This window comes from Pantoea sp. B270 (assembly GCF_018726825.1).
GTDB lineage: Bacteria > Pseudomonadota > Gammaproteobacteria > Enterobacterales > Enterobacteriaceae > Pantoea > Pantoea dispersa.
Genome location: NZ_JAHCSX010000001.1, coordinates 1461380 through 1484726, shown reverse-complemented (window position 1 = coordinate 1484726; position 23347 = coordinate 1461380). Strand labels below are relative to the sequence as shown.

The window sequence follows — 23347 nt, the reverse complement described above, 5'->3', positions numbered from 1 at the left end:
TCTCTGCCTGTACGCCTTTTTCCCGCCTGACTACACTTCTTCAATTCGTTGTTATCCGGAGCCTGGCTACTGATGCCAATCTCGCCACTGTCATCACGCCGCATGACGCCTGCGCTGCGCGTGCATCTCTGTTTTCTGGCGGTCTTTCTATTTTCACTTTTTCTCACCGTCCATGAAGCGCTGGAATTAAAAAATAATTATCAGCAGCGGCAGCGCGCCCAGCTGTCGGAGATCCAGCGCAGCCTCGACAGCCGCTTTCAGGAGAGTCTGGACGAGCTTAATTACTATCAGCGGATGCTCAGCTACGCGCTGACGCACCCGCTGAATGCCGATTATGGTCAGCACGCCCTGCAGCGTTTTCAGCAGTTGCGCCATCAGCCGGTGTGGCAGTTGCAAATCGCTAACCTGCGCAGCATGCCGATTAACGGCGTCAGCGACGAATGGCTGCAGCGTGATGCGCTGCTGCAGCGCGATGATACTTATCTGCTGCCCGAGCTGCGCGCTGCGCTGGAGTTCAGCTTTATCATGCAGTTCAGCGATGAGGCGCAGGACTTTCATTCACGCTTCTGGTACACCTCGCGCGCGGGCTATTACATCAGCTCACGTCCGCCGCGCGACGCGCAGGAGCTGGCGCAAAGTTACGCCACCATGACGCAGCGACCCTATTTTCGCGACCAGCAGCCGGGCCGGGCGGCGCAGACGCGATGGCACTGGACCGAAGCCTATCAGGGGGAGTTCAACGAAGGGTTGATGCTGACGGTGAGCGCACCGGTGATCGCCCATCAGCACTGGTACGGCGTGTTGTCGATGGACTTCACCCAGCAGCGAATAAATGCATTGCTGCACCAGTCGCGTCACAGCGTGCTGCAGGGCAAGCTGGTGCTCGAAGATCGCGCTCTCAACGAGATCACCCGGCTGCCGGCACCGCACGATGTGGCATTGACCCCCGCGCAGCGCGGCCAGCTGATACAGGCGATTCACCAGCAGCCGGCCGGAACACTGTGGTTGGGCAGTCAGCTGGCCAGCTGGGTTAAGTTAAAAAATGTCGATGCCTGGCTAATCAACGTGCAGAGCCTGCGCCAGGGGCTGGCGCAGGAGCTGGGGCGGGTAGCGCTGTTTCTGTTGGGCATGTGGCTGCTGTTCGTGCTGTTACTGGCGCTGGCGCATCAGGTGATTTTCCGCCTGGTACGGCGGCTGGAGGATCTCTCGGCGCGACTGGCCTGGCGCGCTAACTATGACGGCCTGACGCGCCTGCTTAATCGCAGCGCCTTTTTCGACCAGTTTATCGCGCTGGCGCGGCGCTGCGAACAGCAGCAACAGCCGCTGGCGGTGATCCAGCTCGATATCGATCATTTCAAAAAGGTCAATGATAGCTGGGGCCATCACGCGGGCGATCAGGCGCTAATGCGCGTGGCCGGCGTCATCAAACATACGCTGCGCCCTTACGACGTGGCCGGACGCATCGGCGGCGAGGAGTTTTGTATCGTGCTGCCGCACACCACGCTGGCTGAGGCGCAGGGCGTGGCGGAGCGTATCCGCAGCCGGCTGGCGGCCAAAACCATTCTGGTCAACGCCAGCACCACCTTTAGCGTTACGTTGTCGGAAGGTGTCAGCTGCAGTACTGAGCAGGGCAGTTACCATGCAGAAAGTCTGCAGGCGGTAGCGGACCGCCGCCTGTATCTGGCGAAAAGCGGCGGTCGCAATCGGGTGTGCGCGGCCGGTTAGACTTTGCCCTCGTTATCCTCTTCTACCGCCTGGTAGATGCGCTGCAGGATATCAGGGAACGCCGACTGCACGCGGCTCCAGCTGGGGATAAACGGTTTCTCGTTTGGCCGCTCGATGAACGACTGGCCGGCGTCGAGAATCGCCTGGGTGAACATCTCGACCGCCGCTTCTTCAATGTGCTGATCAAACTTCAGTCCGTTCATGGTGGCTTCGTGGTTGTAGATCTCCATCATGTCCAGCGCGTTGCGATAATAGGTGGCTTTCAGCACGCGGAACGAGTCGCTGGTGAGCGGCACGCCCATTGTCGCCAGCTTACGCAGCAGCGACTGCACGATATCGTTACTCATGCGTTTCAGGCCACCGGTGCCGTCCTCTTCCGCAAGCGGCTGATGCTTATGATCGTAGTTGTCCGCGATTTCCACCTGGCAGGTCTGCCGCGTGGTGTAATTGCGATAAATCTCTGACAGCACGCCAATCTCCAGCCCCCAGTCGCCAGGAATTTTAATGCCGTTCAGCACGTGGGTGCGCATGGCAAACTCGCCGGACAGCGGATAGCGGAAACTGGTGAGATAGTCGAGATACTCCGAATGGCCGTAGACTTTCTGCAGCGAGCGCAGCAGCGGGCCCACCAGCAGACGCCCGACGCGGCCATTAAGTTTGCCGTCCGCAACGCGCGCATAGAAACCTTTGCAGAATTCATACTGAAAGGCCGGGTTGGCCAGCGGATAGAGCAGACGTGCCAGCATGCCGCGCTCATAGGTCACGATATCGCAGTCATGCAGCGCCACGCACTGCGAGCGGTCGGAGGCCAGCGTGTAGCCGGTGCAGAACCACACGTTGCGCCCCTTGCCGGGCTGGCTGGGCGACAGGCCCTCTTTATCCAGCTCGGCGTCCAGCGCTTTCAGCCGCGGGCCATCGTTCCACAAAATGCGGTGGCGCTGCGGCAGGCGCGAGAAAAATTCGCGCGCGAAGAGAAACTGATCGCGATCGGCACGATCGAGGCCAATCACAATCTCCTCCAGATAGGGCACTTTCGCCAGTTCATTGACAATATTATCCAGCGCCGGGCCTTCCAGCTCGGAAAACAGCGAGGGCAGAATCAGCCCCATTTTGCGCTTGCGCGCAAAGCGCACCATCTCTTTTTCCAGCGACTCCACGCTGCGGTGGGTGAGATTATGAAAGTTGGTAATTACGCCGTTCTGGTAAAAATCACTCATCGTCTCATCCTTCTGGTCAGCTGCCGTTATTCAGGTTGGGCAAGAAAGTAATCCAGACCTTCGCGCCAGCCCTCAGGGCCAACGTGTGCGGTGTGGTAAACGTTATGATGATCGCTGCGTTGCAGCACCACCGGGTTTTTACTGAAACCTTTAATCACCACGGCATAATCGACGCGCTCCAGCATCGGCGCATCGTTAGGGCCATCGCCCAGACCAATCGTGGTGCGCTTCGTGCCTTCCTGCTGCTGCAACTGCTGCAATAACTGTTCCAGCGCCACGCCTTTACCGCTGCCCGCCGGCATCACGTGCCAGAAACGTCCGCCCTGCGTTAGGGCCAGCTGATGCCCGGCCAGCGCCGCGCGGAAGGCGTCGAGCCGCGTTTCATCATCGCGCCATACGATAACTTCAGACGCATCGCGCAGTCGGCTCTGGCTGGCTTCCGTCAGCGTCAGGCCGGTGAAACGGGCCACTTCTGCGTCGCTAAAGTCATGAAAGCCGGTGAAGCGAAAATCCGCCTGCAGGGTGCTGAGCGTGGCACAGAGCGCAAGATAATCGGCACCGGGTTCTTCGGCGATTTGCGCTTCCCTGCCGAAGGCGACGCGGGCGCCGTTTTCCGCGATAAAGGGCGCACCGGCGATGCCCAGCCGCTTCTGCAGCGGAATAATTTCGGCCGCGGTTTTACTCGAACAAATCACCAGCGGAATCTGTTGCTGCTTAAGACGCGCCAGCCACTCGCTGGCGGCCTGCCAGTTATAGTCATGATGATCGAGCAGCGAACCATCGAGATCGGTCACGATCAGCAGGGAGGAATCTAACGGGATCATCAATACACTCCTTACGCCCAAAGGCATCCGTAAAGCGACGTGTAATCAGTATAATAGCGTAATCACGATCACACTTTTCCTTGCCGCCGGCGCGGCCACTATCCAGGATAATTCTTAAAACACCGCCCGGATACCGAAGCGGCTGCACGTTTTGTGCATGCAGAATGTCAGCCGTAGCGCGATGTTTTCGGTAACAGCAGTGCATGATTATGCAGATTTGTTCGAATTGCGTGCAGAATTGAGACTTGTCTTACTTCAGCTAAGGCGTACTCTGAAGCGGTGTTAAGATTTTCCTGGTGTAACGAATTTATTTTTTTCAACCCGGCCAGCGTGCCGGGTCTTTTTTTGAAATCGATTTCAGCGGTTCACTTCGGTGATGGTGAAATCACGAATATCAAGTTCAAACGCCTCGGCCAGTTCGGTGTAGGAGTCAAACGCTTCGCCATTCACCTTCACGCGGTGTGCATCTTCAGCCTGCATAAACTCCTGCACTTCGCCTGACGTTTTTTTCTGAATCGCTTCCAGCAGCGCGTCCACGTCGATGTTCACTTCGCGCTGCACGTTATCGCTGTACTCTTTTGCTGTAGCCATGACAGCCTCCCGGAGGCAAACGGATTCCTGACAAGTATAGACGGTGACAGCGGGCGAGGGACGTGGACGGGAAACGGGCAAAAAAAAGCCCGCGCTGCGCGGGCAAAAATCCTTGTTACTTTTAGGTTGACTGCCCCTTTGGGGTTGGTGCAGTGCTGACAAGTGTACGAGGGTGCCGCGTCAAAAGTCTTTCCGGGAAACGTTAAGAAAGTGAAAAGCCCGGCTTTGACACTTCTTTACCCGCTGCATTCCCCATTCTGGCGTAAAGCAGCTATGCTTACAGCTGGTTGATTATTATGGTTATCAGGGAGTTAGTATGGATTTAATTCGGATCATTATTGCCATTCTGTTGCCACCGCTGGGCGTGTTTTTACAGGTCGGCTTTGGCGGCGCCTTCTGGCTCAACATTCTGCTGACGCTGTGTGGTTACATCCCCGGCATCGTGCATGCGGTGTGGGTAATCGCCCGACGCTGATCGCGATCAGGCAGCGCTGACTATCTTCCGTTACACTATGCGCAGGACTGTTTCTGGAGAGAAATCAATGAAGGTCAATGACCGGGTAACGGTAAGAACCGACGGCGGCCCACGTCGCGTCGGTACTGTGCTGGCTGTGGAAGGCTTTAATGAGGGCACCATGTATCTGGTGGCGCTGGAGGATTATCCGCTGGGGATCTGGTTCTTTAATGAGAGCGATCACGCCGAAGGCGTGTTTGTTGAGCCGTATGCGGGGGAAGGGTAGTGTGGTTTTGCGATTAGATTACCCTCACCCTAACCCTCTCCCGCTTGCGGGAGAGGGAACCGTTCAGTGCTCCTGCTCGCGGGAGAGGGAACCGTTCAGTGTGGATGATTAAAATACATTGTTTGCATGGCGTTAAGTGAAGACGATATTTAATCGCCGCACGGACGGCCCCCTCTCCCGCAAGCGGGAGAGGGATGGGGTGAGGGAAAAATACCGCACCCCACCTCACTCCTCTTAAAACGTCTCCCAGTTATCATTACCCGCTGCAGCCAGTGTCGGACGTGGAGCGAGCGCTGGCGCTTTTAGCGCTGGCTGCGGCGCAGCAGCAACCAGCGAGGCTGGCGTATCATTCAGGCGGAACACCGCCACCGCCTGCGTCAGTTTACCGGCCTGATCTTCCAGCGAAGCCGCGGCTGAAGAGGCTTCCTCCACCAGCGAAGCGTTCTGCTGCGTCACGTTATCCATCTCGGTCACCGCCAGGCTGACCTGCTGAATACCACGGCTCTGCTCATCAGACGCTGCCGCAATCTCGGCCATAATGTCGGTAACGCGGCGCACCGCCTCGACAATCTCGCCCATGGTGCTGCCGGCTTCGCCGACCTGATGCGAGCCGTTACTGATCAAATCCACCGACTCGGCAATCAGCGACTCAATCTCTTTCGCCGCCTGCGCACTGCGCTGCGCCAGATTGCGCACTTCACTGGCGACCACGGCGAAGCCACGGCCCTGTTCGCCGGCGCGTGCGGCTTCCACTGCGGCGTTGAGCGCCAGGATATTGGTCTGGAAGGCGATACTGTTAATGACATTGGTAATCTCGGCAATTTTCTTCGAGCTGCCGGAGATGTTATTCATGGTTTTCACCACGCCGCTCACCAGTTCACCACCGCTGCGCGCTTTGCCTGACGCATCGGCGGCCAGCTGGCTGGCGTGATGGGCGTTTTCGGCGTTCTGCTTCACCGTGGCGGTGAGCTGCTCCATGCTGGCGGCAGTCTGCTCCAGCGCAGAAGCCTGTTGCTCGGTGCGTGATGACAGATCGGTATTACCTGCGGAGATCTCGCTGGAACCCTGATAAATCGCCACCGCGCCTTCACGGACGGTGCCAACGGTGCGCACCAGCGACGCCTGCATCAGCTGCAGGTTGTGCAGCAGGCTGCCAATTTCGTTGCGACCATAGGCCTGCTCGGGGGCGGTGAGATCGCCCTGCGCGATGCGCTCAATGCGACCCACCGACAGGCGCAGCGGATTGATCACCACGCGGCGCAGGAACACGAAGGTGAGCAGCACCAGCAGCAGCGCGGCGGCAAAAGCCGCAGCCATCGCGATAAAACCGACGCGCGACTGATGCGCCGCTTCGGCGTTAATCGCTTCGGCGCGCTCGGTGCGGATCTTAATCGCCTTCAGCAGCACGGCATTATAGGCATCATCCAGCTTGCGGGTGACATCGGTCTCCTGCGCGACAATCCCTTCAAAGCTGCCCTGTTTCGCCGACTCGATCATCGGCTTCAGGCCTTTATCAATATAGGCGTTGAAGCTGGTGGTGAGCGGACCGTCGAGCGCCAGGTCAGCCGGCGTCTTCATTTTGCGATCCATATAAATTTTGAAGCCTTCGCGCGCCTGCTTAATGCGCGTTTCGGTGCGCGCCAGATCGGCACGATAGCCATCCATTTCACCGATGCGCGCCGCCGCGCCCGACTGCAGTACATTAAGGCGTGCGGTTCGCAGATGGTTTGAGCTGTTAGAAATGCCCATGCGCACCTGAATCTCATCGGTGGCGTCATTGAGGGAATTATTACTCTGAATCAGAAAGTAGCTGGCGAGTCCAATGCACAGGGCAAAAAGCAGCAGAATGCCACCAAAGATCATGCTGAACAGAGGCATCAGGCGTAGGTTTTGCCAGATGCTGAGCTTATGTTGCTCATCTATCGATGCTGTTTTCATTTCCTTGCTCTCATAGTGGTAAGGGGTTCTGAAAACAAGCATCGGCAGCAGGGGATAAAGGCTTAGCGGGGAAGTGGGATCGCGCTCGCAAAACGCTCAAAAATAATCAAGGCCAGTCGCGGGGACTGGCCTTGACCACAAAGCGTATTATCGTAAGGTGAAATTATCGCACGTTGACATAAATGCCCGAGGTAACATTATCTGTCAGGCGCACCACATGATAAATAACCTGTTTATTATGCGTTTTAATTTTGCGTTTAATATTGCCTTTATGTGACGAAACAGTTTTCGCTTTGATTTGCATCTTATCCGAAATCTGAATGGTGTCATGACCTGACATCCACATCTTCAGCATATTCGATTCAGTCTGGCTCAATGTCAGTGGATGAATATCCAGCCCGGCAGAAATGCGTGGTGACGCATTGAGTTTCTTTTGCAGGTAGGTGCCCAGCAGGGAGTCCAGCGTCGATGTTTTTATCGATTTTGACGTAATAATCAGGTTCTTACGAACGTAGAGGTATTCCTCAAAATGGATATTCGAGATCGCCATAAAAATAAAGAATAGCGTATCCGGATGCTGCATGATAATAGAACGAATGCGATCGCTGGAATCGGATTCGTGAATAAAGCATTCTTCGTTAATAAATACTACGCCCGGTTTTAATTGCTCACACCGTTGTTGCAATTGTTCGATGTCAGACACGGAAGTAATATTTTTCTTTTTGACTCCTTTTGCCGACATATAGTCTGACAAACCCAGGCGTGTGTAGTTACATGAATCCATAATAATCGTTGGCATTATAGCGACCCTCACCAATTTGTTATCCGTTTAAATCAACGATGAATACGCGTTTGCGGTACGAGAGAGATTTCCAAAGACACTTTTTTATTCTGCTCGGCAGACTGGCGTAATGCATTCCTGCGCCATCTTGACTCGTCCCTGACCCGTTCTGCGAAGTTTATTGTGTTACTTCCACGTCACGCTTGTCCCCGCGATAGTGGGAATCGCCGGGAATTTGGTTTATGTGTTTCTTTCGCTCTGTTTTGAGAGCCCTGTCACTATCGCGCAAGTCACAGACAAATCTGATAGGACAATTCTTAAAAACATTTGAATCGCGAAAGTGTGACGTTTCAGCGAGTGTTGACAATGCCGGAAAAAAGGGATTTAGACAAGAAAAATCGCTGTAATATTTTTTTTGTTTAAAAACAGCCCTTTGAGCATTTTATCAACCGATTCACCGGCTTAACCGGCTTAGGAATCGTCTGACTAAAATACGCGAAGCGCCGTTTAATAAGAATAATTTTCACCATAAATGCGCATTTATCAGAATATCCTCAGTTGATTTCTGAAAAATATGGTTCGAAAAATGCACAGAATGTTTTTGATTACTTAACTATCGTATAAGAAGGTTAACAGTATCGTTAATCAACGGGCAGGGGAAAGTTCTGATACAAACTGCGCGAGTAAATCAAAGACTTCACCGAACAGATGTTCACAGAAAGGTGCAAGCAACGGCATCATCATACCCAGACTCAGGATCCCTACCGTTAAGGTGATTGGGAAGCCGATGGCGAAAACCGACAGCTGAGGTGAAACGCGGTTTAACAAACCTAGTGCCAGGTTTAGCGTGAGGAGCAGAATTATTAGGGGTAGCGCTAACATCATGCCATTAAGGAAAATTAAGCTGGCGGCTTTGGTCAGCGCCATGAAGGCGTTGGCGTTGAGTGGCTGATCGTTAATCGGCAACGTGTGAAAACTGTCCACCAGTAACGAGATCAACCACAGGTGACCGTTGAAGGTCAGGAACAGCAGCATCGCCAGCATGTCGAGAAAACGGGCCAGCAGCGGCATGTTGATCCGGCTGTTCGGGTCGAGCAGGGTGGCAAAAGAGAGACCCATCTGCAGACCAATCATCTCACCGGCCAGCCGCACGGCAGAAAAAGCCAGCTGCATGGTCAGACCAATCCCCACGCCAATCAGCAGCTGCTGCACCAGCATCCAGAAACCGGCCGGGGTAAACAGCGTCACTTCGACCGGCGGCAGCAGCGGCATCAGAATCCAGGTGGTGACTACCGCCAGTCCAATTTTGACCCGTTTTGGAATCGAACGTTCATTCAGTAGCGGCGCGCTGGCAAATAGCGCCAGCAAACGCACCATCGGCCAGAAGAATTGCGCCACCCACTGCACCAGCTGGCTGCTGTCGAGGGTGACCATTAGCCGATGATATAAGGCAGGTTGCTGAACAGGGTACGGATGTAGTCCAGCATCAGGTTGAGCATCCACGGTCCGGCCACCACGGCAGTGGCCGCAACGGCAAGAATTTTCGGGATAAACGACAGTGTCTGTTCGTTAATCTGCGTTGCCGCCTGCAGAATACTGATCAGCAAACCGCTCACCATCGCCACCAGCAGCAGCGGAGCGGCCATCATCAGGGCGATACGCATCGCTTCCTGGCCCATTACCATTACCGATTCCGGTGTCATGTTGCGCTCCTGTCGAGAGAAAGGTGAGGGCGGAAAGCCACTCAGGAGTAAAAACTTTGCGCCAGCGATCCCACCAGCAGCTGCCAGCCATCCACCAGCACGAACAGCATCAGCTTAAACGGCAGCGAAATCGTGGCCGGCGGCACCATCATCATCCCCAGCGCCATCAGTACGCTGGCGACCACCAGGTCGATGATCAGAAAAGGTATAAAAACGGTGAAACCAATCTGGAAAGCGGTTTTCAGCTCGCTGGTGACATAGGCGGGCAGCAGAATGCGCATCGGCACCGCTTCCGGACCCTGAATCGGCGCGCTGTTGGCGAGACGGGCGAATAGGGCCAGGTCGGCTTCGCGCGTCTGGCGCAGCATGAACTCACGCAGCGGCTGGGCACCTTTGTCGATCGCCACGTCCATGCTGATTTTGTCCTGGCTGAACGGCAGATAGGCATCGGTGTAAATCTTGTCGAAGGTCGGCGCCATGATAAAGAAGGTCAGGAACAGCGCGAGACCCAGCATCACCTGATTCGGCGGCGCGGACGGCGTGCCCAGTGCGTTACGCAGCAGACCAAACACAATAATGATGCGGGTGAAACTGGTCATCATCAGCAACACCGCCGGAATAAAGGTCAGCGAGGTAATGAAGACCAGCGTTTGCACCGGCAGCGACCAGCTCTGGCCGCCATTGGCCAGCGGCTGGCTGATCAAACCCGGCAGCTGCGCATGGGCAGCCGGTGCCAGCAGCATCAGCAGCGGCAGAAGAGGGAGCAATCGACGCATCATTGGGGTTTTCCGGGACGTTTAACCAGGTTCTGAAACAGCTGACGAAAATCCTGCGGCGCCGCGCTGACGGGCAGGGACGCTTCCGGTGGCAGCGGCGGCAGCGAGTGCAGATGGGTGATCTGCTGACCGGTGACCCCCAGCACTAAACGCGCATCGGCGGTATCAACAATCACCACCCGCTCCTGACGGCCAACCTGCACGCTGGCGCTGACTTTCAGCGCCTGGCCGCTCACCGCTTTCGGCGCAAAGCCGAGGCGTTTCGCCAGCCAGCCGCAGGCCAGAATCAGCAGCACGATCACCGCCAGCACGCTGCTGACTTGCCCAACGACTGAACTGGTGGACACCACCGGCTGGGCGTGAGCGGGCTGAACGGTTTGCGCGTTTTTTAACATGATTAGCGGCTCAGACGACGCATACGTTCGGACGGGGTAATAATGTCGGTGATGCGCACGCCATATTTGTCGTTCACCACCACCACTTCACCCTGCGCGATCAGATAGCCGTTGATCAGGATGTCCAGCGGCTCGCCGGCCAGGCCATCAAGCGCCACCACCGAACCCTGCGTCAGGCGCAGCAGCTCTTTAATGGTCATCTTGGTACGGCCCAGTTCCACGGTCAGTTTGACCGGGATATCCATGATCAGATCGATGTCCTGCAGCGAGCCGCTGGCGGCGCTGGCCTCAAGCGACTTAAATACGTTATCGCCTGGCTCCGCCGCACTGCTGGTCGCCGCCTGCTCGTTCATCGCTTCAGCCCACAGATCGTCCGCAGAGATATCATCGGACGGTTTTTTGCTGTCACTCATTGGGCTGTTCCTCATTCAGCGAATTCAAAATCGGGTTAATCAGATGTTCTACACGCAGCGCATACTGGCCGTTGAGCGTGCCATACTGGCTCGTCAGTACCGGTACGCCGTCGACGTGGGCAATGATGCGGTCCGGCTTCTCAATGGGCAGGACGTCACCAGGTTTCAGTTGCAAAATACGGGACAGACGCAGCGACGTTTCAGCGAAGTGGGCAATCAGCTCCAGCTCCGAGTGCTGCACCTGTTTCACCAGATTGTCGCGCCAGTGGTTATCTTCCTGACGCGAGTTCTCCAGCGGTGGATTGACCAGCAGCTCGCGCAGCGGCTCAATCATCGAAAACGGAATACAGATATTGAACTCACCCACCAGGTTGCCAATCTCCACCTGGAACGGCGTGTTGACCACGATATCGTTCGGTGAGGTGGTGATGTTGGTGAACTTCACCTGCATTTCAGAACGCACGTATTCCACTTCCAGCGGATAAATGGCTTTCCATGCGTCGCTGTAGCCTTCCAGCGCCAGCTTGAGCATGCGGCGAATCACGCGCTGCTCGGTGTGGGTGAACTCACGGCCTTCCACTTTGGTCGGAAAACGACCGTCGCCGCCAAACAGGTTATCCACGGCGATAAACACCAGGCTCGGCGAGAACACCACCAGCGCAGTCCCCCGCAGCGGCTGCAGGTGAATCAGGTTCAGGTTGGTTGGCACCGGCAGGTTGCGGGCAAACTCATGGTACGGCTGAATCTTGATTGCCCCAACGCTGATATCCGGGCTGCGGCGCAGCAGGTTGAACAGCGCCATACGGAAATGACGGGCAAAACGCTCATTGATGATCTCCAGCGCCTGCAGACGCTCGCGTACCACGCGACGCTGGGTATTGGGATCATAGGGGCGGATATCGCCATCGGCCCCTTTGGAACTGTTCTCTACTTCCGCACTGTCACTGTCGCCATTGAGCAGCGCGTCAATCTCAGCCTGGGAGAGAATGCTATCGCCCATTAAGTCACCTCAAAATGAAGGCGGTAAACAGCACGTCACTGACTACCTGCGCAGGTTGACCTTTTACCAGCGGTGGCGCCAGCACCTGTTTGATCTGTTCAACCAGGGCCTGTTTGCCTTGCTCGGTTGCCAGCGCGCTGGCGCTCTGACGTGAAAGCAGCAGCAGCAAACGGCTGCGCACCTCAGGCAGGTAGTCATTCAGCCGACGACGGGTATCCTCATCCGGCAGACGCAGGGTAAAGCCTACGTACAGCACGCGATCGGGATCGTTGTCGGGATTGACCAGGTTAACCGTAAACGTATCCATTGCAAAAAATACCGGGGCGGGCGGCGGCTCCACTTTGGCAGCCTCCGGCTTGTCACCCTCGTGTTTATTCATCATTCGCCAGACTGCATAGCCTGCCACGCTGCAAGCGGCCAGCGTTACAATCAGTAACACCGGAATTAGTAATGAACGTTTGCGGCCTTTAGCTTTCGCGTTATCAGACATGTTTGCAGTTACTTCCTGTGAATTATGGGCAAGCCTCTCGGCTTACCTGGACAGATTATCCCGCGTCTTAAGTCAAACAATGGGAAGAAAAGACGCGGGTTTTACGCTTACCTTCAGCGTTTAGTCGCTGTCAGGCAAAGATATCGACAGCGCCGTTGCCGGTCGCGCGCGCCTGGAGGGCTGCCGGGACGGCAATAGGCGTTATCTCGTTGTCACTGTCCTGGGAGAGGGTAAAGCTGCCGTACTGGCCGTCGCGACGTCCTTCCTGCTGGCCCTGATAACTCTGGCCCTGTGCGAAGGCGTCGCTGTTGACGTTACTCTGTCCCAGGTTAATGCCGCTCTCCGCCAGCGCCGTACGCAGCTGTGGGAGCGCCGCTTCCAGCGCGGCCCTCACATGGCTGTGGCTGGAAACCATTGTTAACTGTGCCTGATCTTTATCCAGCGTCAGGCTGATCTGTATCGCGCCGAGGTCTTCCGGATGCAGACGTAATTCGGCGTTCTGCTGGCCGTTACGGCTGAACATCACAATCTGCTGACTCAGCGCCTGCTGCCACTCGTTGCTGCCCAGCTGCGCATTCAGCATCGGCGTGGAAGGCGCGCTGCTGGTGCTGGCCGTGGTGCTGACCAGCGGACTGGTACTGCTCAGCGGGCTGCTGATGGCCGGCGCGCTGCTGTCATGGCTGCTGAGCATCTCGCGCCGCTCTTCCGGTTTGCTCAGCGTGCTCAGCACCTGCTGAAAACTCTCATCCAGCGTCATACCGCTGTTGCTGGCCGGCGTGCCGCTGGCGGCCGCGCTCTGCACCGGGCTATGGCTGACACCGGTCAGGCTGGTCAGCGCATCGCTGCCTTTAGATGGCTGGCCATCCGGCTTCGCCTGTTCCTCTTTCAGCGCACTTTGCAGCGAACTGTTAAGTAACGCAGCGTTTAGGCTGGTGCGCGCCTCACCCCGGGTCTCCAGCGTGGTGCTGTTATCCGCTGGCGGGCTGCTGCGGTTTTCAACCATCGCTGGCAACATGGCAAACAGCGCCTGCACATTCTGTAAGTCGCTGGCAGTTAACGAACTTGCTGCGCGCTTGTCATTATCATCGGCTGATTTCAGCCCGGCTTTAGTGTTTTCCGGCTGTAAAAGTGCGTTTAACGCCTCTGGTTTGTCCAGTGCCTGCAGCAGGGCGCTTAATGACGCTTTTGTGACGTTTTTCGCGTCAATTTCTGCCGCCAGATCAGCGGATTGCGCGCCATTCCCCTGCTGCTTAACCAGCGTCAGCAGGCGGTTGCCCAGCTCGGTAATAAATCCCTGCGGCAGGGTGTCAGCAGCGGACAGATTGTCCACTGCCGCTGAAGGTTGTGCTTTGCCGGTTTTGGCAAGCTGTGTCAGCAGTGTTGGCAGCGTGTTCATTCGCCTTTCCTCAATGCGGCCCGTTGGGCAAATTCATCCATCCGTTTCTGATCGAGACGGCTTTCCTGTCGTAATGCGTTCTCTTCCGCGCGGGTAATCAGCGTCTGATAGGCATTCAGCTTTTTATGCTTTTCACGCCAGTTGCTCAGCGCCTGTTCCAGCCGCTGGTTCCACTGATTAAGCTGCTGGCGATGCTGTTCGATGGCTTTTTCCAGCGTCTGAATAAACTGGTGATAATTGCTCCAGCGCGTGCTGGCGATGCCGCCGGACATATCCTGATTGAGCTTATTACGGTACTCATCCTGGTAATCGAGCAGCATGCTGAGCTGCTGATCGGCCTGCTGCTGACCGCGACGCATGTCGCCGAGGTGGATCACCGCCTGTTCCAGATCCTGCTCCGCCAGGTCGCGCAGCGTATCAATCGCATTGGCTGTCTTCATCGCGTTACCTCAAGTCGGGCGGCGTTAGCCGAACATCGCCTGCAGGTGCAGGCAGGCATCGTCATAATCGCTGCGTTCAAAAATGCCCTGCTGCAGGAAAGCTTCCATCTGTGGATAGAGCTTAATGGCCCGGTCCAGCATCGGATCGCTGCCTGCGGCATAAGCGCCGACGCTCACCAGATCGCGGTTACGCTGAAAGCTGGAGAGCAACTGCTTGAACTGGCGCACGCGCGCATAGTGGGTTTCATCAATCAGCGCGGTCATGGCACGGCTGATCGACGCTTCAATATCAATGGCCGGATAGTGACCGGCCTCGGCCAGGCGACGCGACAGCACAATGTGGCCGTCGAGAATGGCGCGCGCCGAGTCGGCAATCGGGTCCTGCTGGTCGTCGCCTTCGGTCAGTACGGTATAGAACGCGGTAATTGAACCGCCGCCGTGAATGCCGTTGCCGGCGCGTTCTACCAGCGCCGGCAGCTTAGCGAACACCGATGGCGGATAGCCTTTGGTGGCCGGCGGCTCGCCGATCGCCAGCGCGATCTCACGCTGCGCCATGGCGTAGCGGGTGAGGGAGTCCATGATCAGCAGCACGTGCTGACCGCGATCGCGGAAATCTTCGGCGATGCGCGTGGCATAAGCGGCCCCCTGCATACGCAACAGCGGCGAAACGTCGGCCGGCGCGGCGATCACCACCGAGCGCGCGCGCCCTTCGGCGCCAAGAATGTTTTCGATAAACTCTTTAACTTCGCGGCCACGTTCACCAATCAGGCCCACCACGATGACGTCGGCTTTGGTATAACGCGCCATCATGCCGAGCAGCACCGATTTCCCCACGCCGGAGCCGGCAAACAGCCCCATACGCTGGCCGCGGCCCACGGTGAGCAGGGCGTTGATCGCCCGCACGCCGGTATCCAGCACATCGTGGATCGGCGTACGCTGCAGCGGGTTGAACGGTGCGGTGATCAGCGGCGCGCGGTAGCCGGTTTCCGGCGCGGGCAGGCCATCCAGCGGTTTGCCGCTGCCGTCCAGCACGCGGCCGAGTAGCTCCGGCCCCAGCAGCAGCTGTTTACCGCTGTGATCGCCGTGCACGCGGGCATACACGCGCGCGCCGGGCAGAATGCCATCGACCTCTTCCAGCGGCATCAGAAACAGTTTCTGGCCGTTGAAGCCGACCACTTCGCTTTCCACTTCGGTAATTGTGCCGTTGTCGTGGCGCTCAATAATGCAGGTGGCGCCCAGCGGCAGCTGCAGGCCGGTGGCTTCCAGCACCAGACCGGTGGCGCGCGTCAGGCGGCCATAGCGGCGCACCGTCTGCACCTGACTGATGCGGTCTTCAAAACTGTCGAGCGCGCCCAGCCAGCGCGAAAGGCGTGACGTCATCAGAATGCTCCCGGTGCCGCCAGACGGCACAGCTCCTGCCAGCGCGTGGCGACGCTGGCATCCAGATCGCCGTCTTCGGCGCTGAGTTTACAGCCGCCGGGATGCAGCGAACTGTCGGCCAGCAACCGCCAGCCATGTAAATCGAGCGTTGGGCCCAGCGTCTGCTCAACGCGCTGCAGATCGTCCGGGTGCACGCGCAGCTGCGGTTTGCCGCTGAACATCGGCTCCTGCTGAATCAGCTGCTGGATCTGGCGCAGCAGGGCGCTGCCATCCACCTGCGTTGCCTGGCCAATCACCGTGCGCGCCGCTTCCAGCGCCAGCTGCATCAGGCGCGACGCAATCACGCTATCCAGCGCTTCCAGCGTGTGATGAAACTCGGTGACCAGCTGCTGCATACGCGCCTGTAACGGAGCCTGCTGCTGCTGGGCATCGGCCAGTCCCTGCTGGAACCCGGCGTCATAGCCGTTTTGCTGCGCTTCGGCGAAGCCTTTCTGATAACCTTCGCTGTAGCCCTGCGTCTGCGCATCTTTACGCATCTGCTGCTGCAGACGTTCCAGCTGCTGCTGCTGTTCATCTTCCTCGCTCAGCACGAGGTCGCTGTCCGGCTCCTCTGCCAGCAGCAGTTCAGGCTCGGGCGGCTGCGGCGCGCCTAAATCATCAGGCTGCCAGCGCTGCCATGCACGGGCGGAAAAGGCGTCAGACATAGGTTTCCTCGCCACCACCAATTACCATCTCGCCTGCTTCCGCCAGACGGCGCACGATAAGCAGGATCGCTTTCTGTTCGTTCTCCACCGCGGACATACGCACCGGGCCACGGTTGGCGAGGTCGTCGCGCAGGATATCGGCGGCGCGCGCCGACATGTTTTTGAGGAATTTCTCGCGCAGCGGCTGCTCGGCGCCTTTCAGGGCAATCAGCAGTTGCTCGGACTCCACTTCCTGCAGCAGGCGCTGGATGCTGCGGTCGTCCACTTCCACCAGGTTTTCGAACAGGAACATCTCGTCGATGATCTTCTGTGCCAGCTCGCCATCGAAGTCGCGTACTGCTTCGATAACCGCTTCTTCCTGCTGGGTTTTCATCAGGTTGATGATTTCCGCTGCGGTTCTCACGCCGCCCATCTTCGCGCGCTTGAGGTTGGTGCCATCCAGCAGGCCGTTGAGCACTTCGGTCAGCTCTGCCAGCGCCGCCGGCTGTACGCCGCCGAAGGTGGCGATACGCAGCATCACATCGTGGCGCAGACGCTCGTCGAACAGCGCCAGAATATCCGCCGCCTGGCCGCGCTTCAGGTGCACCAGAATGGTGGCGATAATCTGCGGGTGCTCGTCGCGGATCAGATCCGCTGCCGCCTGCGGTTCCATAAAGTTGAGGGTTTCCATGCCGCTGGTGGTTTCGCGCGTTTCGAGGATATCTTCCAGCAGGCTGGAGGCGCGCTCTTCACCCAGCGCCTTGATCAACACCGAACGCAGGTAGTCGTTGGAGTTGAGGCTTAGCGCAGCAAACTGTTCGGCATCGGTTTCGAACTCGCGCAGCACTTCGGTCAGCTGCTTGTGCGAAATCTGTTTCATGCTGGCCATCGCGGCGCTGAGGTGCTGTACCTCACGCTGGTTGAGGTGTTTAAACACCTCCGCCGCACGCTCTTCGCCAATGGTCATCATCAGAATGGCGCTCTTTTCAGTACCGGTCAGACTCATAGTTCGTTACTCATCCATTCGCGGATAACCAGCGCCACAACGCGCGGATCGTTTTCAGACATATCGCGGATGCGCTGGCTCATCACCTCGGCGCTCATGCGGTTGTTAGATTTGCGCTCCTGGTCCAGCTCGTCTTTATTGATCTGGACGCTGTAAGCGGCTTCTTCTTCACGGGCGGCAGCACGGGCAGCGGCGGCTTCGGCGGCGGCTTTCTCGGCTTCACGTTTACGCAGCAGTTGCGGACGCACCATTTTGCGATAGAGGATGAAGGCAACCAGTGCCACCAGCAGCCAGCGACCGGCGGTCATCAGCTGATCAAAGAACGACTGCTGCTGCCAGAAGGGCAGGTCGCCGCCGGTTGGTTCGGTAGTGTTAAACTGCGAGTTCACCACGTTGACGCTGTCGCCACGCGTTTGCGAATAGCCCATCGCTTCGCGGGTCAGATCTTCAATCTGCTTGATCTGCTGATCGTTCAGCGCCACCGCTTTGCCTTTGCCGTCATCGCGGTAGTTGACCACCACGGCGACCGACAGGCGCTGCACGTCACCAACGTTGAGTTTGGTGTGACGAATGGTGCGATCCAGCTCGTAGTTCACCGTGTCGTTGCGACTGGAGCTGCTCGGGCCGCTGCTCTGCGCGGTGCTGGTCGAGGTGCCGGCATTCTGCGCGTTGTTGTTGTTCTGCTGACCGTTAGCGTTGTTATTGTTCTGCTGCTGCGGGTTGGTGACCGGCGCGGTATTGGCCGGCGCAGGCTGATTCGACAGCGCACCCGGTACGCCACCCGGATACGGGCTGCCGTTCTGATCGCTGGTGCTGGTCTGGCGTGAGCGAATCGCCGTGTTATTCGGGTTCGCATTCGGCTGGTACTTCTCGTCCGTCTGCTCGCTGCGGTCAAAGTTAATCTGCGCGGTCACCTGCGCATGCACATTACCCTGACCGAGAATCGGATTCAGAATGGCTTCAATGCGCTGCTGATAGCGTGCTTCCACTTCGGAGGCGTATTTCAGCTGGGCATCGTTAAGATCGCGGCCTTCGCTGTCGGAGCGCGTCAGCAGGCGACCCGCCTGATCGACCACGGTCACATTGCCTGGTGGCAGACCGGCCACGCTGCTGGAGACCATGTGCTGAATCGCCTGAATCTGGCCTTCATCCAGCGCACGGCCCGGTTGCAGGTTCAGCGTTACTGAGGCAGACGGAGATTTTTGCTCGCGCACGAACAGCGTCGGTTTTGGCATCGCCAGATGCACGCGCGCGCTCTTCACCGGTCCGAGCGTTTCGATGGTGCGCGCCAGCTCACCTTCCAGCGCACGCTGGTAGTTAATCTGCTCACTGAACTGGCTGATACCAAACTTCTCTTTATCCATCAGCTCAAAGCCTACCGAACCTCCTTTCGGCAGTCCCTGCTGGGCAAGGCGCAGACGCAGCTCATGCACTTTATCGGCGGGCACCATCAGGGCGCCGCCGTTTTCAGCGAACTGGTAAGGGATGTTCATTTGGGTGAGCTGGGTAACAATCGCGCCGCCATCCTCATCAGAGAGGTTGTTATAGAGAACGCGATAGTCGGGCGCTTTGGCCCACAGCACCAGCGCCAGAACCACGGCGATAGCGGCCGCGGCAGCAACGATTAATGGAATACGCGGATTTGCGCGCAGGCGGGCGAGAAGGTCATTAAAGCCTTTCTTTGCTGTATCCTGTGTGGCGGCTGCACTCGCATTCATGACCAATTCCTGCCTGACATAATTGACCGGGTGTATGTAGGTGACAAAACTGACTCCCTGATACGCATCCCCGCCCGTTGATGCCGTGTAGCTGGCCGACGGGGTAGGGGAAAAAATGAAATTCCAATCTAATGCCTGGCATTATTTGATGAATCGTGTCACTTCGATGGCTGGATAAGCCGGGTTTTTTGCAGTCATTTAGCGCCTTTGTCCTATTGACAGTGTGTTAACTTTTCCTCCGTGAAAAAAAGAACCCTTCATCTATGAGGTACAGGCAATGTCAATTCAGGCAATAGATGGCGTACTGCAGCAGCTGCAGCTGACGTCACTGCAGGCCAGTGGCAAACCGACCGAGTCCGCCAGTCAGCTCGATTTTGGTGCCATCATGAAAGCCGCGCTGGATAAAATCAGCGCCACCCAGACCGCTGCGCGCAGTCAGGCGCAGGATTTTGAGCTGGGTAAACCGGGCATCCAGTTGAATGATGTGATGGTCGATCTGCAGAAATCGTCGATTTCGATGCAGATGGGGATTCAGGTGCGTAACAAGCTGGTGAATGCCTACAGCGAGATCATGAGCATGCAGGTCTAGCGGCGCGCAATAAAAAACCGCCTGAGAGAGGCGGTTTCGTCAGGGTCAGGGCAGTGACAGTTTTTCGCTGATCGTCCTGTAGCCCTGTTCAGCGAAGCGTTGCTTGCTGATGGCATCGTTTTTGGTGGGTTCAAACCAGGCACCTTCTCCACTGGTTGAGAAAAACCAGACTTCTGGCTGTTCTGCGCCGCGCTGCACCCAATAAAATCCTTCCTGCATTATCATGTCCTCCTCACAGGAATATAGTTCAGCTACGCTGCGCTTAACAGCGTAACTGACAATATTCTCACCTGCAGACGAAAACCTAAGCAGATTGCACCTCTTCCGGTGGCATCAGTTTGCCACTGAGAAGTTTAAAACCTGCAGATTTAAAACGAGGCAGAGAAAGCGGTATCGGCTCCATCGGGCGATAAAAACCGCGTCCAGCATCCCAGTACCATACCTCAGGCTCAGTTGTGCTGCTGCCTACCCAGTAAAAACCCGTATCCATCAGTGCTCTCCAGAAATGAATGAAGGCACGCCTTCTCTAATTTCCGCAAAATAATGTCTTAATTAAACTCAATGATCAATCTCGGTTGCCGCTTCGCTTATTAACGCCAGCAGTCAGCGGCCACGAAAATAACATCCGGTGGGTCGGTCCAGATATCATCGAAGGTATTTTACTGATCCTGATAAGGATCTTTTTTGTCATCCTGACTGTCATCGCGTGTACGCGGGATTTCGCCGTGCTCACGAGCATCATCATGGGCTGGATGATCATCTTCCTCATAAGCATTACCTGCATGCGGCGCGGCTTCCGGTAAACCCTTGTGTACCTCGCCCTCGTTTTTACGCTCCTTGTTGGTTTCGTGTTGTTTCATCTTTCTCTCCAGCAGGGGTTTTGTTGTGATGAATTTTAGCTGATCGCTGGCCGTTTCTGGCGACCGTAATCGTTTTCACACTCTACACGCAGAACGGCTAAATTGTACAGTTTTGCAAAGTTGTACAAGTTTATGGGGGCTGTATAGAAGTGCACGCGTCAGCAAGGAGTAAAAATAATTTTGTTGAGCAGAAAGAGAGGCTTAGCACAGCGTCTGATATTTTATTCAGGTTAACTGCATGATTTTTCCTGCGAAAATGGTGATTTATTGTTGAAGAGAATGGCGAAATTATTGTGCAAATCTCCTCTGACCACACGAAATGCTAACTAAATTGTTGTACAAGTTTTCCATCTTTGTATAACTTCTCGCTTGTGGCAGTCAGTCACACGTAACGAATGATGCTTTGCATCGCCTCTGAAGGTGTTGTGGATTTCCACTTTCAGAGGCTGCTTTTTTACCTGTGCTGATTCAAAAATTTAACCTGAGTAACCGATTAATCACTGCAGTTTGCACTGCAGCTCACCCGATGAGGCTTGTTATGGAACAGAATGCATTGGCGTCAGCAGAGTCTCAATTGTCAGAATATTTCCAGCACGCGGGTTCAGAATATGCCAGTGAAAAAGAGGTCATCGCGCTGATTTACAAACAGCTGGCGGCGGTGAAACTGCGTGTGAGCAATAAAGATATTATTCTGGCGCTGCTGGAGCGATTAGAGTCTGAACATGACGTGGTTCAGCTGGATATTTATCGCCAGGCACTGGAACTTATTATTCAGCGCACGCCTGACGATATCGCTTCCTGAAACCTGTGTCTGTCGTACTCCACTCCATTGCCGAAACACGGACGTTTAGTTGCCTGTTTGTTTCGCCCCTTAGCTTAGGGGCATTTATTCTCTTCGCGTCTCGTTTCCTGCCTGAATAAGCCCAGCGTGAAATGCACAATTGCCTCTATTCTCTGCTACAGTATTTAGCTGGAGTAAGCTTTCATGCAAGCAGGGTTACTCATTACGCCAGAGGGCGTATCACTTTATCAGGCACGCATGAATGTCTGATTCGCGGCGCAGGCCGCTGGGCAAACCTATGAATGATGGTTATTACTGGATTAAAGATGGCGAGCGTTATCCGGAAGTGTGGCTGTACCAGAAGCAGTTTGGCTGGTTTCGCCCGTGCAGCGCGGTGCCAATGACGCAGCGCACGTTTGAGCTGATGAAATACGTGGTGCTCAGTGAACGGCTGGAGGAACCGGCACGCGAGACTGAGTGTTAGGCGCGTGACCGCCGTAATCACGGCGGTCAGCGTGTGCAGTTACTTGATCTCCGGCCAGGCCACCGCCGGAAAACCATTAAACTGCGGACGGGCAAACAGATAGCCCTGGAACTGACTGACACCCACCGCTTCCAGCCACATCCACTCCTCTGCTTTCTCCACGCCTTCAGCAATCACCGCGATCTCCAGCGAAGCGCAGCACTTAATAATGGCATGCACAATCGCCTGTTTTGGGCCGCTTTTGTGCACGTCACTGATGATTTCCCGATCGATTTTGATCTTATCCGGCTGGAATTTAGACAGCAGCGACAACCCCGCAAACCCGGCACCAAAGTCATCCAGCGCCAGGCTGATACCGGCCGCCTTAAGTTTTCTTACTTCTGCCGTAAATTCTTCAGCACGCGAGATGATTTCATTCTCCGTCACTTCCACCACGATCTGCTCCGGTACCAGACCGTTGGCCGCGATTTCCTGTAGCAGGAAATCCACCGCATTCGGGACGGTGACCAGCGACATCGGCAGCAGATTGATGGTCAGCGTCTGCTCGCCGAGGCCGAGATTTTTCGCCAGGTTGAAGGCCAGACTCTTGGACTGAATATCGGCGTGGTAAATCGCATCGCCGCCAAACGCAGAGAAGTACTCCTGCGGTGAACCGCCGTCCGGCGTGCGAATCAGCGCTTCATAGGCCGTAATACGCCGCGAGAAGGGATCAACAATCGGCTGAAACGCAAACCGGCAATCCTGTACATAGTGTTGCAGACTCTCCAGCTGACGCTGGCTTTCCGCATCAGTAATAAATTCCCAGGTATTCGCCGGCGGGATCTCGAAATAGTTCTCTTTTTCCCGCGCCTCAACGAAGGTGCGCAGGAACTGCAGTGCACGGTCGTCATAGGTCAGCTGGTAACGCGACGTGCCTTTATCCAGCACCGCCTGCAGTACGCTGGATTTGTCGTGCTCGCGCAGGTCAAACAGCTCCATTCCGACGTTACCAAAGCGCCGGGCTGGCGCGAAGTCATGCATCAGTTCCACCAGATTGTGATGGCGGGCGTCGCGGCAGATACGGTCGTAAATGCCCTGAACGGCCTGATCGGGCCCTTCAAGCAGCTGGAAGAAATGCCGTCCATCAAATAACAGAATGCCGGTGACATCTGAAACTTCGTTTTTCTTATTGGCTTTGCCAACCATATCCTCCAGCGTTTTGATGGGAACGTGATCATAGAGATGGCTGCGGTAAAGGATGGTAGTCAGCATGAGATTGTCCGGCGCTATCGTTATTTTGCCTTACATTAACAGCCAGACGGCAGGATCTGTCCAGCGCTGAGACGCGTAATCGTTAACTATTTTATTAAATTCCACTTAACCGAAGCGGCTGGCGGCTCACGCCAGGGGGAATTTTTACTCAACCGCTGGCCAGCGA

At 56.3% G+C, this 23347-nt stretch carries 28 protein-coding genes; 6 read left to right on the top strand and 22 right to left on the bottom strand.

What is annotated here, in order from left to right; translation table 11 throughout:
* Positions 1-72: 72 nt before the first annotated feature.
* Positions 73-1725, top strand: a complete 1653-nt coding sequence (dgcQ, locus tag KOL70_RS07220; RefSeq protein WP_215480451.1) for a cellulose biosynthesis regulator diguanylate cyclase DgcQ — start codon at positions 73-75, stop codon at positions 1723-1725.
* Here dgcQ and KOL70_RS07215 read toward each other — a convergent pair.
* From KOL70_RS07215 to KOL70_RS07205, 3 genes are all read right to left on the bottom strand, one after another.
* Positions 1722-2942 (bottom strand): hypothetical protein, encoded by a 1221-nt coding sequence (locus KOL70_RS07215; protein WP_058757388.1) that lies wholly within the window; start codon positions 2940-2942, stop codon positions 1722-1724. The genes dgcQ and KOL70_RS07215 overlap by 4 nt on opposite strands.
* A 26-nt stretch (positions 2943-2968) precedes the next feature.
* A complete protein-coding gene (locus KOL70_RS07210; RefSeq protein ID WP_215480450.1) occupies positions 2969-3766 on the bottom strand; it encodes a mannosyl-3-phosphoglycerate phosphatase-related protein in 798 nt (265 codons plus the stop codon).
* A gap of 357 nt (positions 3767-4123) precedes the next feature.
* Positions 4124-4357, bottom strand: coding sequence for a YodD family protein (locus KOL70_RS07205; RefSeq protein ID WP_058757390.1), 234 nt, complete (start codon positions 4355-4357; stop codon positions 4124-4126).
* A 316-nt stretch (positions 4358-4673) separates the two neighbouring features.
* Here KOL70_RS07205 and KOL70_RS07200 point away from each other — a divergent pair, with 316 nt between their 5' ends.
* Both KOL70_RS07200 and dsrB read left to right on the top strand, forming a co-directional pair.
* A complete protein-coding gene (locus KOL70_RS07200; protein ID WP_021509855.1) occupies positions 4674-4832 on the top strand; it encodes a YqaE/Pmp3 family membrane protein in 159 nt (52 codons plus the stop codon).
* Between the two features lie 67 nt (positions 4833-4899).
* Positions 4900-5097, top strand: a complete 198-nt coding sequence (gene dsrB / locus KOL70_RS07195) for a protein DsrB (protein WP_215480449.1) — start codon at positions 4900-4902, stop codon at positions 5095-5097.
* A gap of 234 nt (positions 5098-5331) precedes the next feature.
* Here the strand turns inward: dsrB and KOL70_RS07190 are convergent, their stop codons facing one another.
* The 15 genes from KOL70_RS07190 to fliF all read right to left on the bottom strand — a co-directional run bounded on the left by KOL70_RS07190 (position 5332) and on the right by fliF (position 19216).
* Complete coding sequence (locus KOL70_RS07190) at positions 5332-7035, bottom strand: methyl-accepting chemotaxis protein (protein ID WP_021509857.1); 1704 nt, start codon at positions 7033-7035, stop codon at positions 5332-5334.
* A 163-nt stretch (positions 7036-7198) separates the two neighbouring features.
* A complete protein-coding gene (rcsA, locus tag KOL70_RS07185) occupies positions 7199-7834 on the bottom strand; it encodes a transcriptional regulator RcsA (protein ID WP_021509858.1) in 636 nt (211 codons plus the stop codon).
* Between the two features lie 627 nt (positions 7835-8461).
* On the bottom strand, positions 8462-9250 hold the full coding sequence (fliR, locus tag KOL70_RS07180; protein ID WP_088516930.1) for a flagellar biosynthetic protein FliR: 789 nt from the start codon (positions 9248-9250) through the stop codon (positions 8462-8464).
* Entirely contained in the window at positions 9250-9519 is a 270-nt protein-coding gene (gene fliQ, locus KOL70_RS07175; RefSeq protein ID WP_010618647.1) for a flagellar biosynthesis protein FliQ, read from the bottom strand. Before fliQ ends, fliR begins: the two co-directional genes overlap by 1 nt.
* A 41-nt stretch (positions 9520-9560) precedes the next feature.
* Positions 9561-10295, bottom strand: a complete 735-nt coding sequence (gene fliP, locus KOL70_RS07170; protein WP_031280176.1) for a flagellar type III secretion system pore protein FliP — start codon at positions 10293-10295, stop codon at positions 9561-9563.
* A complete protein-coding gene (gene fliO, locus KOL70_RS07165; RefSeq protein ID WP_215480448.1) occupies positions 10295-10690 on the bottom strand; it encodes a flagellar biosynthetic protein FliO in 396 nt (131 codons plus the stop codon). Before fliO ends, fliP begins: the two co-directional genes overlap by 1 nt.
* A 2-nt stretch (positions 10691-10692) precedes the next feature.
* Entirely contained in the window at positions 10693-11103 is a 411-nt protein-coding gene (fliN, locus tag KOL70_RS07160) for a flagellar motor switch protein FliN (protein ID WP_021509862.1), read from the bottom strand.
* Positions 11096-12103 (bottom strand): flagellar motor switch protein FliM, encoded by a 1008-nt coding sequence (gene fliM / locus KOL70_RS07155; protein ID WP_021509863.1) that lies wholly within the window; start codon positions 12101-12103, stop codon positions 11096-11098. Before fliM ends, fliN begins: the two co-directional genes overlap by 8 nt.
* Positions 12104-12107: 4 nt before the next feature.
* Positions 12108-12593 (bottom strand): flagellar basal body-associated protein FliL, encoded by a 486-nt coding sequence (fliL, locus tag KOL70_RS07150; protein WP_021509864.1) that lies wholly within the window; start codon positions 12591-12593, stop codon positions 12108-12110.
* Positions 12594-12723: 130 nt separating this feature from the next.
* Complete coding sequence (locus tag KOL70_RS07145; protein ID WP_215480447.1) at positions 12724-13989, bottom strand: flagellar hook-length control protein FliK; 1266 nt, start codon at positions 13987-13989, stop codon at positions 12724-12726.
* A complete protein-coding gene (gene fliJ / locus KOL70_RS07140) occupies positions 13986-14429 on the bottom strand; it encodes a flagellar export protein FliJ (RefSeq protein WP_021509866.1) in 444 nt (147 codons plus the stop codon). The genes KOL70_RS07145 and fliJ overlap by 4 nt, the downstream gene beginning before the upstream one ends.
* A 24-nt stretch (positions 14430-14453) precedes the next feature.
* Positions 14454-15809, bottom strand: coding sequence for a flagellar protein export ATPase FliI (gene fliI, locus KOL70_RS07135; RefSeq protein WP_058757395.1), 1356 nt, complete (start codon positions 15807-15809; stop codon positions 14454-14456).
* Positions 15809-16513, bottom strand: a complete 705-nt coding sequence (gene fliH / locus KOL70_RS07130) for a flagellar assembly protein FliH (protein ID WP_021509868.1) — start codon at positions 16511-16513, stop codon at positions 15809-15811. Before fliH ends, fliI begins: the two co-directional genes overlap by 1 nt.
* Positions 16506-17498 (bottom strand): flagellar motor switch protein FliG, encoded by a 993-nt coding sequence (fliG, locus tag KOL70_RS07125; RefSeq protein ID WP_021509869.1) that lies wholly within the window; start codon positions 17496-17498, stop codon positions 16506-16508. The genes fliH and fliG overlap by 8 nt, the downstream gene beginning before the upstream one ends.
* Complete coding sequence (fliF, locus tag KOL70_RS07120; protein WP_058771155.1) at positions 17495-19216, bottom strand: flagellar basal-body MS-ring/collar protein FliF; 1722 nt, start codon at positions 19214-19216, stop codon at positions 17495-17497. The genes fliG and fliF overlap by 4 nt, the downstream gene beginning before the upstream one ends.
* A 277-nt stretch (positions 19217-19493) precedes the next feature.
* Between fliF and fliE the strand changes: the two genes are divergently transcribed.
* A complete protein-coding gene (gene fliE / locus KOL70_RS07115; RefSeq protein ID WP_215480446.1) occupies positions 19494-19805 on the top strand; it encodes a flagellar hook-basal body complex protein FliE in 312 nt (103 codons plus the stop codon).
* Positions 19806-19850: 45 nt separating this feature from the next.
* On the opposite strand, the gene KOL70_RS07110 is transcribed toward fliE, so the two are convergent.
* The 3 genes from KOL70_RS07110 to KOL70_RS07100 form a co-directional block, all read right to left on the bottom strand.
* A complete protein-coding gene (locus KOL70_RS07110; protein WP_158251397.1) occupies positions 19851-20024 on the bottom strand; it encodes a hypothetical protein in 174 nt (57 codons plus the stop codon).
* A gap of 85 nt (positions 20025-20109) precedes the next feature.
* On the bottom strand, positions 20110-20295 hold the full coding sequence (locus tag KOL70_RS07105; protein WP_058785645.1) for a hypothetical protein: 186 nt from the start codon (positions 20293-20295) through the stop codon (positions 20110-20112).
* A gap of 169 nt (positions 20296-20464) precedes the next feature.
* Positions 20465-20665: a hypothetical protein gene (locus KOL70_RS07100; RefSeq protein WP_058757398.1), complete on the bottom strand. Its 201-nt coding sequence runs from the start codon at positions 20663-20665 to the stop codon at positions 20465-20467.
* Between the two features lie 460 nt (positions 20666-21125).
* Here KOL70_RS07100 and KOL70_RS07095 point away from each other — a divergent pair, with 460 nt between their 5' ends.
* The gene (locus KOL70_RS07095) at positions 21126-21467 is read left to right on the top strand and encodes a biofilm/acid-resistance regulator YmgB/AriR (protein WP_371824652.1); all 342 of its coding nucleotides are present in this window, start codon (positions 21126-21128) and stop codon (positions 21465-21467) included.
* Between the two features lie 241 nt (positions 21468-21708).
* A complete protein-coding gene (locus tag KOL70_RS07090; RefSeq protein WP_021509873.1) occupies positions 21709-21930 on the top strand; it encodes a hypothetical protein in 222 nt (73 codons plus the stop codon).
* 39 nt (positions 21931-21969) lie between these two features.
* Here the strand turns inward: KOL70_RS07090 and KOL70_RS07085 are convergent, their stop codons facing one another.
* Positions 21970-23181, bottom strand: coding sequence for a diguanylate phosphodiesterase (locus KOL70_RS07085; RefSeq protein WP_058757401.1), 1212 nt, complete (start codon positions 23179-23181; stop codon positions 21970-21972).
* Positions 23182-23347: the final 166 nt, after the last annotated feature.

Excerpts from the sequence above, each read along its gene's own strand:
- dgcQ (WP_215480451.1), top strand. The coding sequence starts at position 73 with ATGCCAATCTCGCCACTGTCATCACGCCGCATGACGCCTGCGCTGCGC.
- KOL70_RS07215 (WP_058757388.1), bottom strand. The coding sequence starts at position 2,942 with ATGAGTGATTTTTACCAGAACGGCGTAATTACCAACTTTCATAATCTC.
- KOL70_RS07210 (WP_215480450.1), bottom strand. The coding sequence starts at position 3,766 with ATGATCCCGTTAGATTCCTCCCTGCTGATCGTGACCGATCTCGATGGT.
- KOL70_RS07205 (WP_058757390.1), bottom strand. The coding sequence starts at position 4,357 with ATGGCTACAGCAAAAGAGTACAGCGATAACGTGCAGCGCGAAGTGAAC.
- KOL70_RS07200 (WP_021509855.1), top strand. The coding sequence starts at position 4,674 with ATGGATTTAATTCGGATCATTATTGCCATTCTGTTGCCACCGCTGGGC.
- dsrB (WP_215480449.1), top strand. The coding sequence starts at position 4,900 with ATGAAGGTCAATGACCGGGTAACGGTAAGAACCGACGGCGGCCCACGT.
- KOL70_RS07190 (WP_021509857.1), bottom strand. The coding sequence starts at position 7,035 with ATGAAAACAGCATCGATAGATGAGCAACATAAGCTCAGCATCTGGCAA.
- rcsA (WP_021509858.1), bottom strand. The coding sequence starts at position 7,834 with ATGCCAACGATTATTATGGATTCATGTAACTACACACGCCTGGGTTTG.
- fliR (WP_088516930.1), bottom strand. The coding sequence starts at position 9,250 with ATGGTCACCCTCGACAGCAGCCAGCTGGTGCAGTGGGTGGCGCAATTC.
- fliQ (WP_010618647.1), bottom strand. The coding sequence starts at position 9,519 with ATGACACCGGAATCGGTAATGGTAATGGGCCAGGAAGCGATGCGTATC.
- fliP (WP_031280176.1), bottom strand. The coding sequence starts at position 10,295 with ATGCGTCGATTGCTCCCTCTTCTGCCGCTGCTGATGCTGCTGGCACCG.
- fliO (WP_215480448.1), bottom strand. The coding sequence starts at position 10,690 with ATGTTAAAAAACGCGCAAACCGTTCAGCCCGCTCACGCCCAGCCGGTG.
- fliN (WP_021509862.1), bottom strand. The coding sequence starts at position 11,103 with ATGAGTGACAGCAAAAAACCGTCCGATGATATCTCTGCGGACGATCTG.
- fliM (WP_021509863.1), bottom strand. The coding sequence starts at position 12,103 with ATGGGCGATAGCATTCTCTCCCAGGCTGAGATTGACGCGCTGCTCAAT.
- fliL (WP_021509864.1), bottom strand. The coding sequence starts at position 12,593 with ATGTCTGATAACGCGAAAGCTAAAGGCCGCAAACGTTCATTACTAATT.
- KOL70_RS07145 (WP_215480447.1), bottom strand. The coding sequence starts at position 13,989 with ATGAACACGCTGCCAACACTGCTGACACAGCTTGCCAAAACCGGCAAA.
- fliJ (WP_021509866.1), bottom strand. The coding sequence starts at position 14,429 with ATGAAGACAGCCAATGCGATTGATACGCTGCGCGACCTGGCGGAGCAG.
- fliI (WP_058757395.1), bottom strand. The coding sequence starts at position 15,809 with ATGACGTCACGCCTTTCGCGCTGGCTGGGCGCGCTCGACAGTTTTGAA.
- fliH (WP_021509868.1), bottom strand. The coding sequence starts at position 16,513 with ATGTCTGACGCCTTTTCCGCCCGTGCATGGCAGCGCTGGCAGCCTGAT.
- fliG (WP_021509869.1), bottom strand. The coding sequence starts at position 17,498 with ATGAGTCTGACCGGTACTGAAAAGAGCGCCATTCTGATGATGACCATT.
- fliF (WP_058771155.1), bottom strand. The coding sequence starts at position 19,216 with ATGAATGCGAGTGCAGCCGCCACACAGGATACAGCAAAGAAAGGCTTT.
- fliE (WP_215480446.1), top strand. The coding sequence starts at position 19,494 with ATGTCAATTCAGGCAATAGATGGCGTACTGCAGCAGCTGCAGCTGACG.
- KOL70_RS07110 (WP_158251397.1), bottom strand. The coding sequence starts at position 20,024 with ATGCAGGAAGGATTTTATTGGGTGCAGCGCGGCGCAGAACAGCCAGAA.
- KOL70_RS07105 (WP_058785645.1), bottom strand. The coding sequence starts at position 20,295 with ATGGATACGGGTTTTTACTGGGTAGGCAGCAGCACAACTGAGCCTGAG.
- KOL70_RS07100 (WP_058757398.1), bottom strand. The coding sequence starts at position 20,665 with ATGAAACAACACGAAACCAACAAGGAGCGTAAAAACGAGGGCGAGGTA.
- KOL70_RS07090 (WP_021509873.1), top strand. The coding sequence starts at position 21,709 with ATGTCTGATTCGCGGCGCAGGCCGCTGGGCAAACCTATGAATGATGGT.
- KOL70_RS07085 (WP_058757401.1), bottom strand. The coding sequence starts at position 23,181 with ATGCTGACTACCATCCTTTACCGCAGCCATCTCTATGATCACGTTCCC.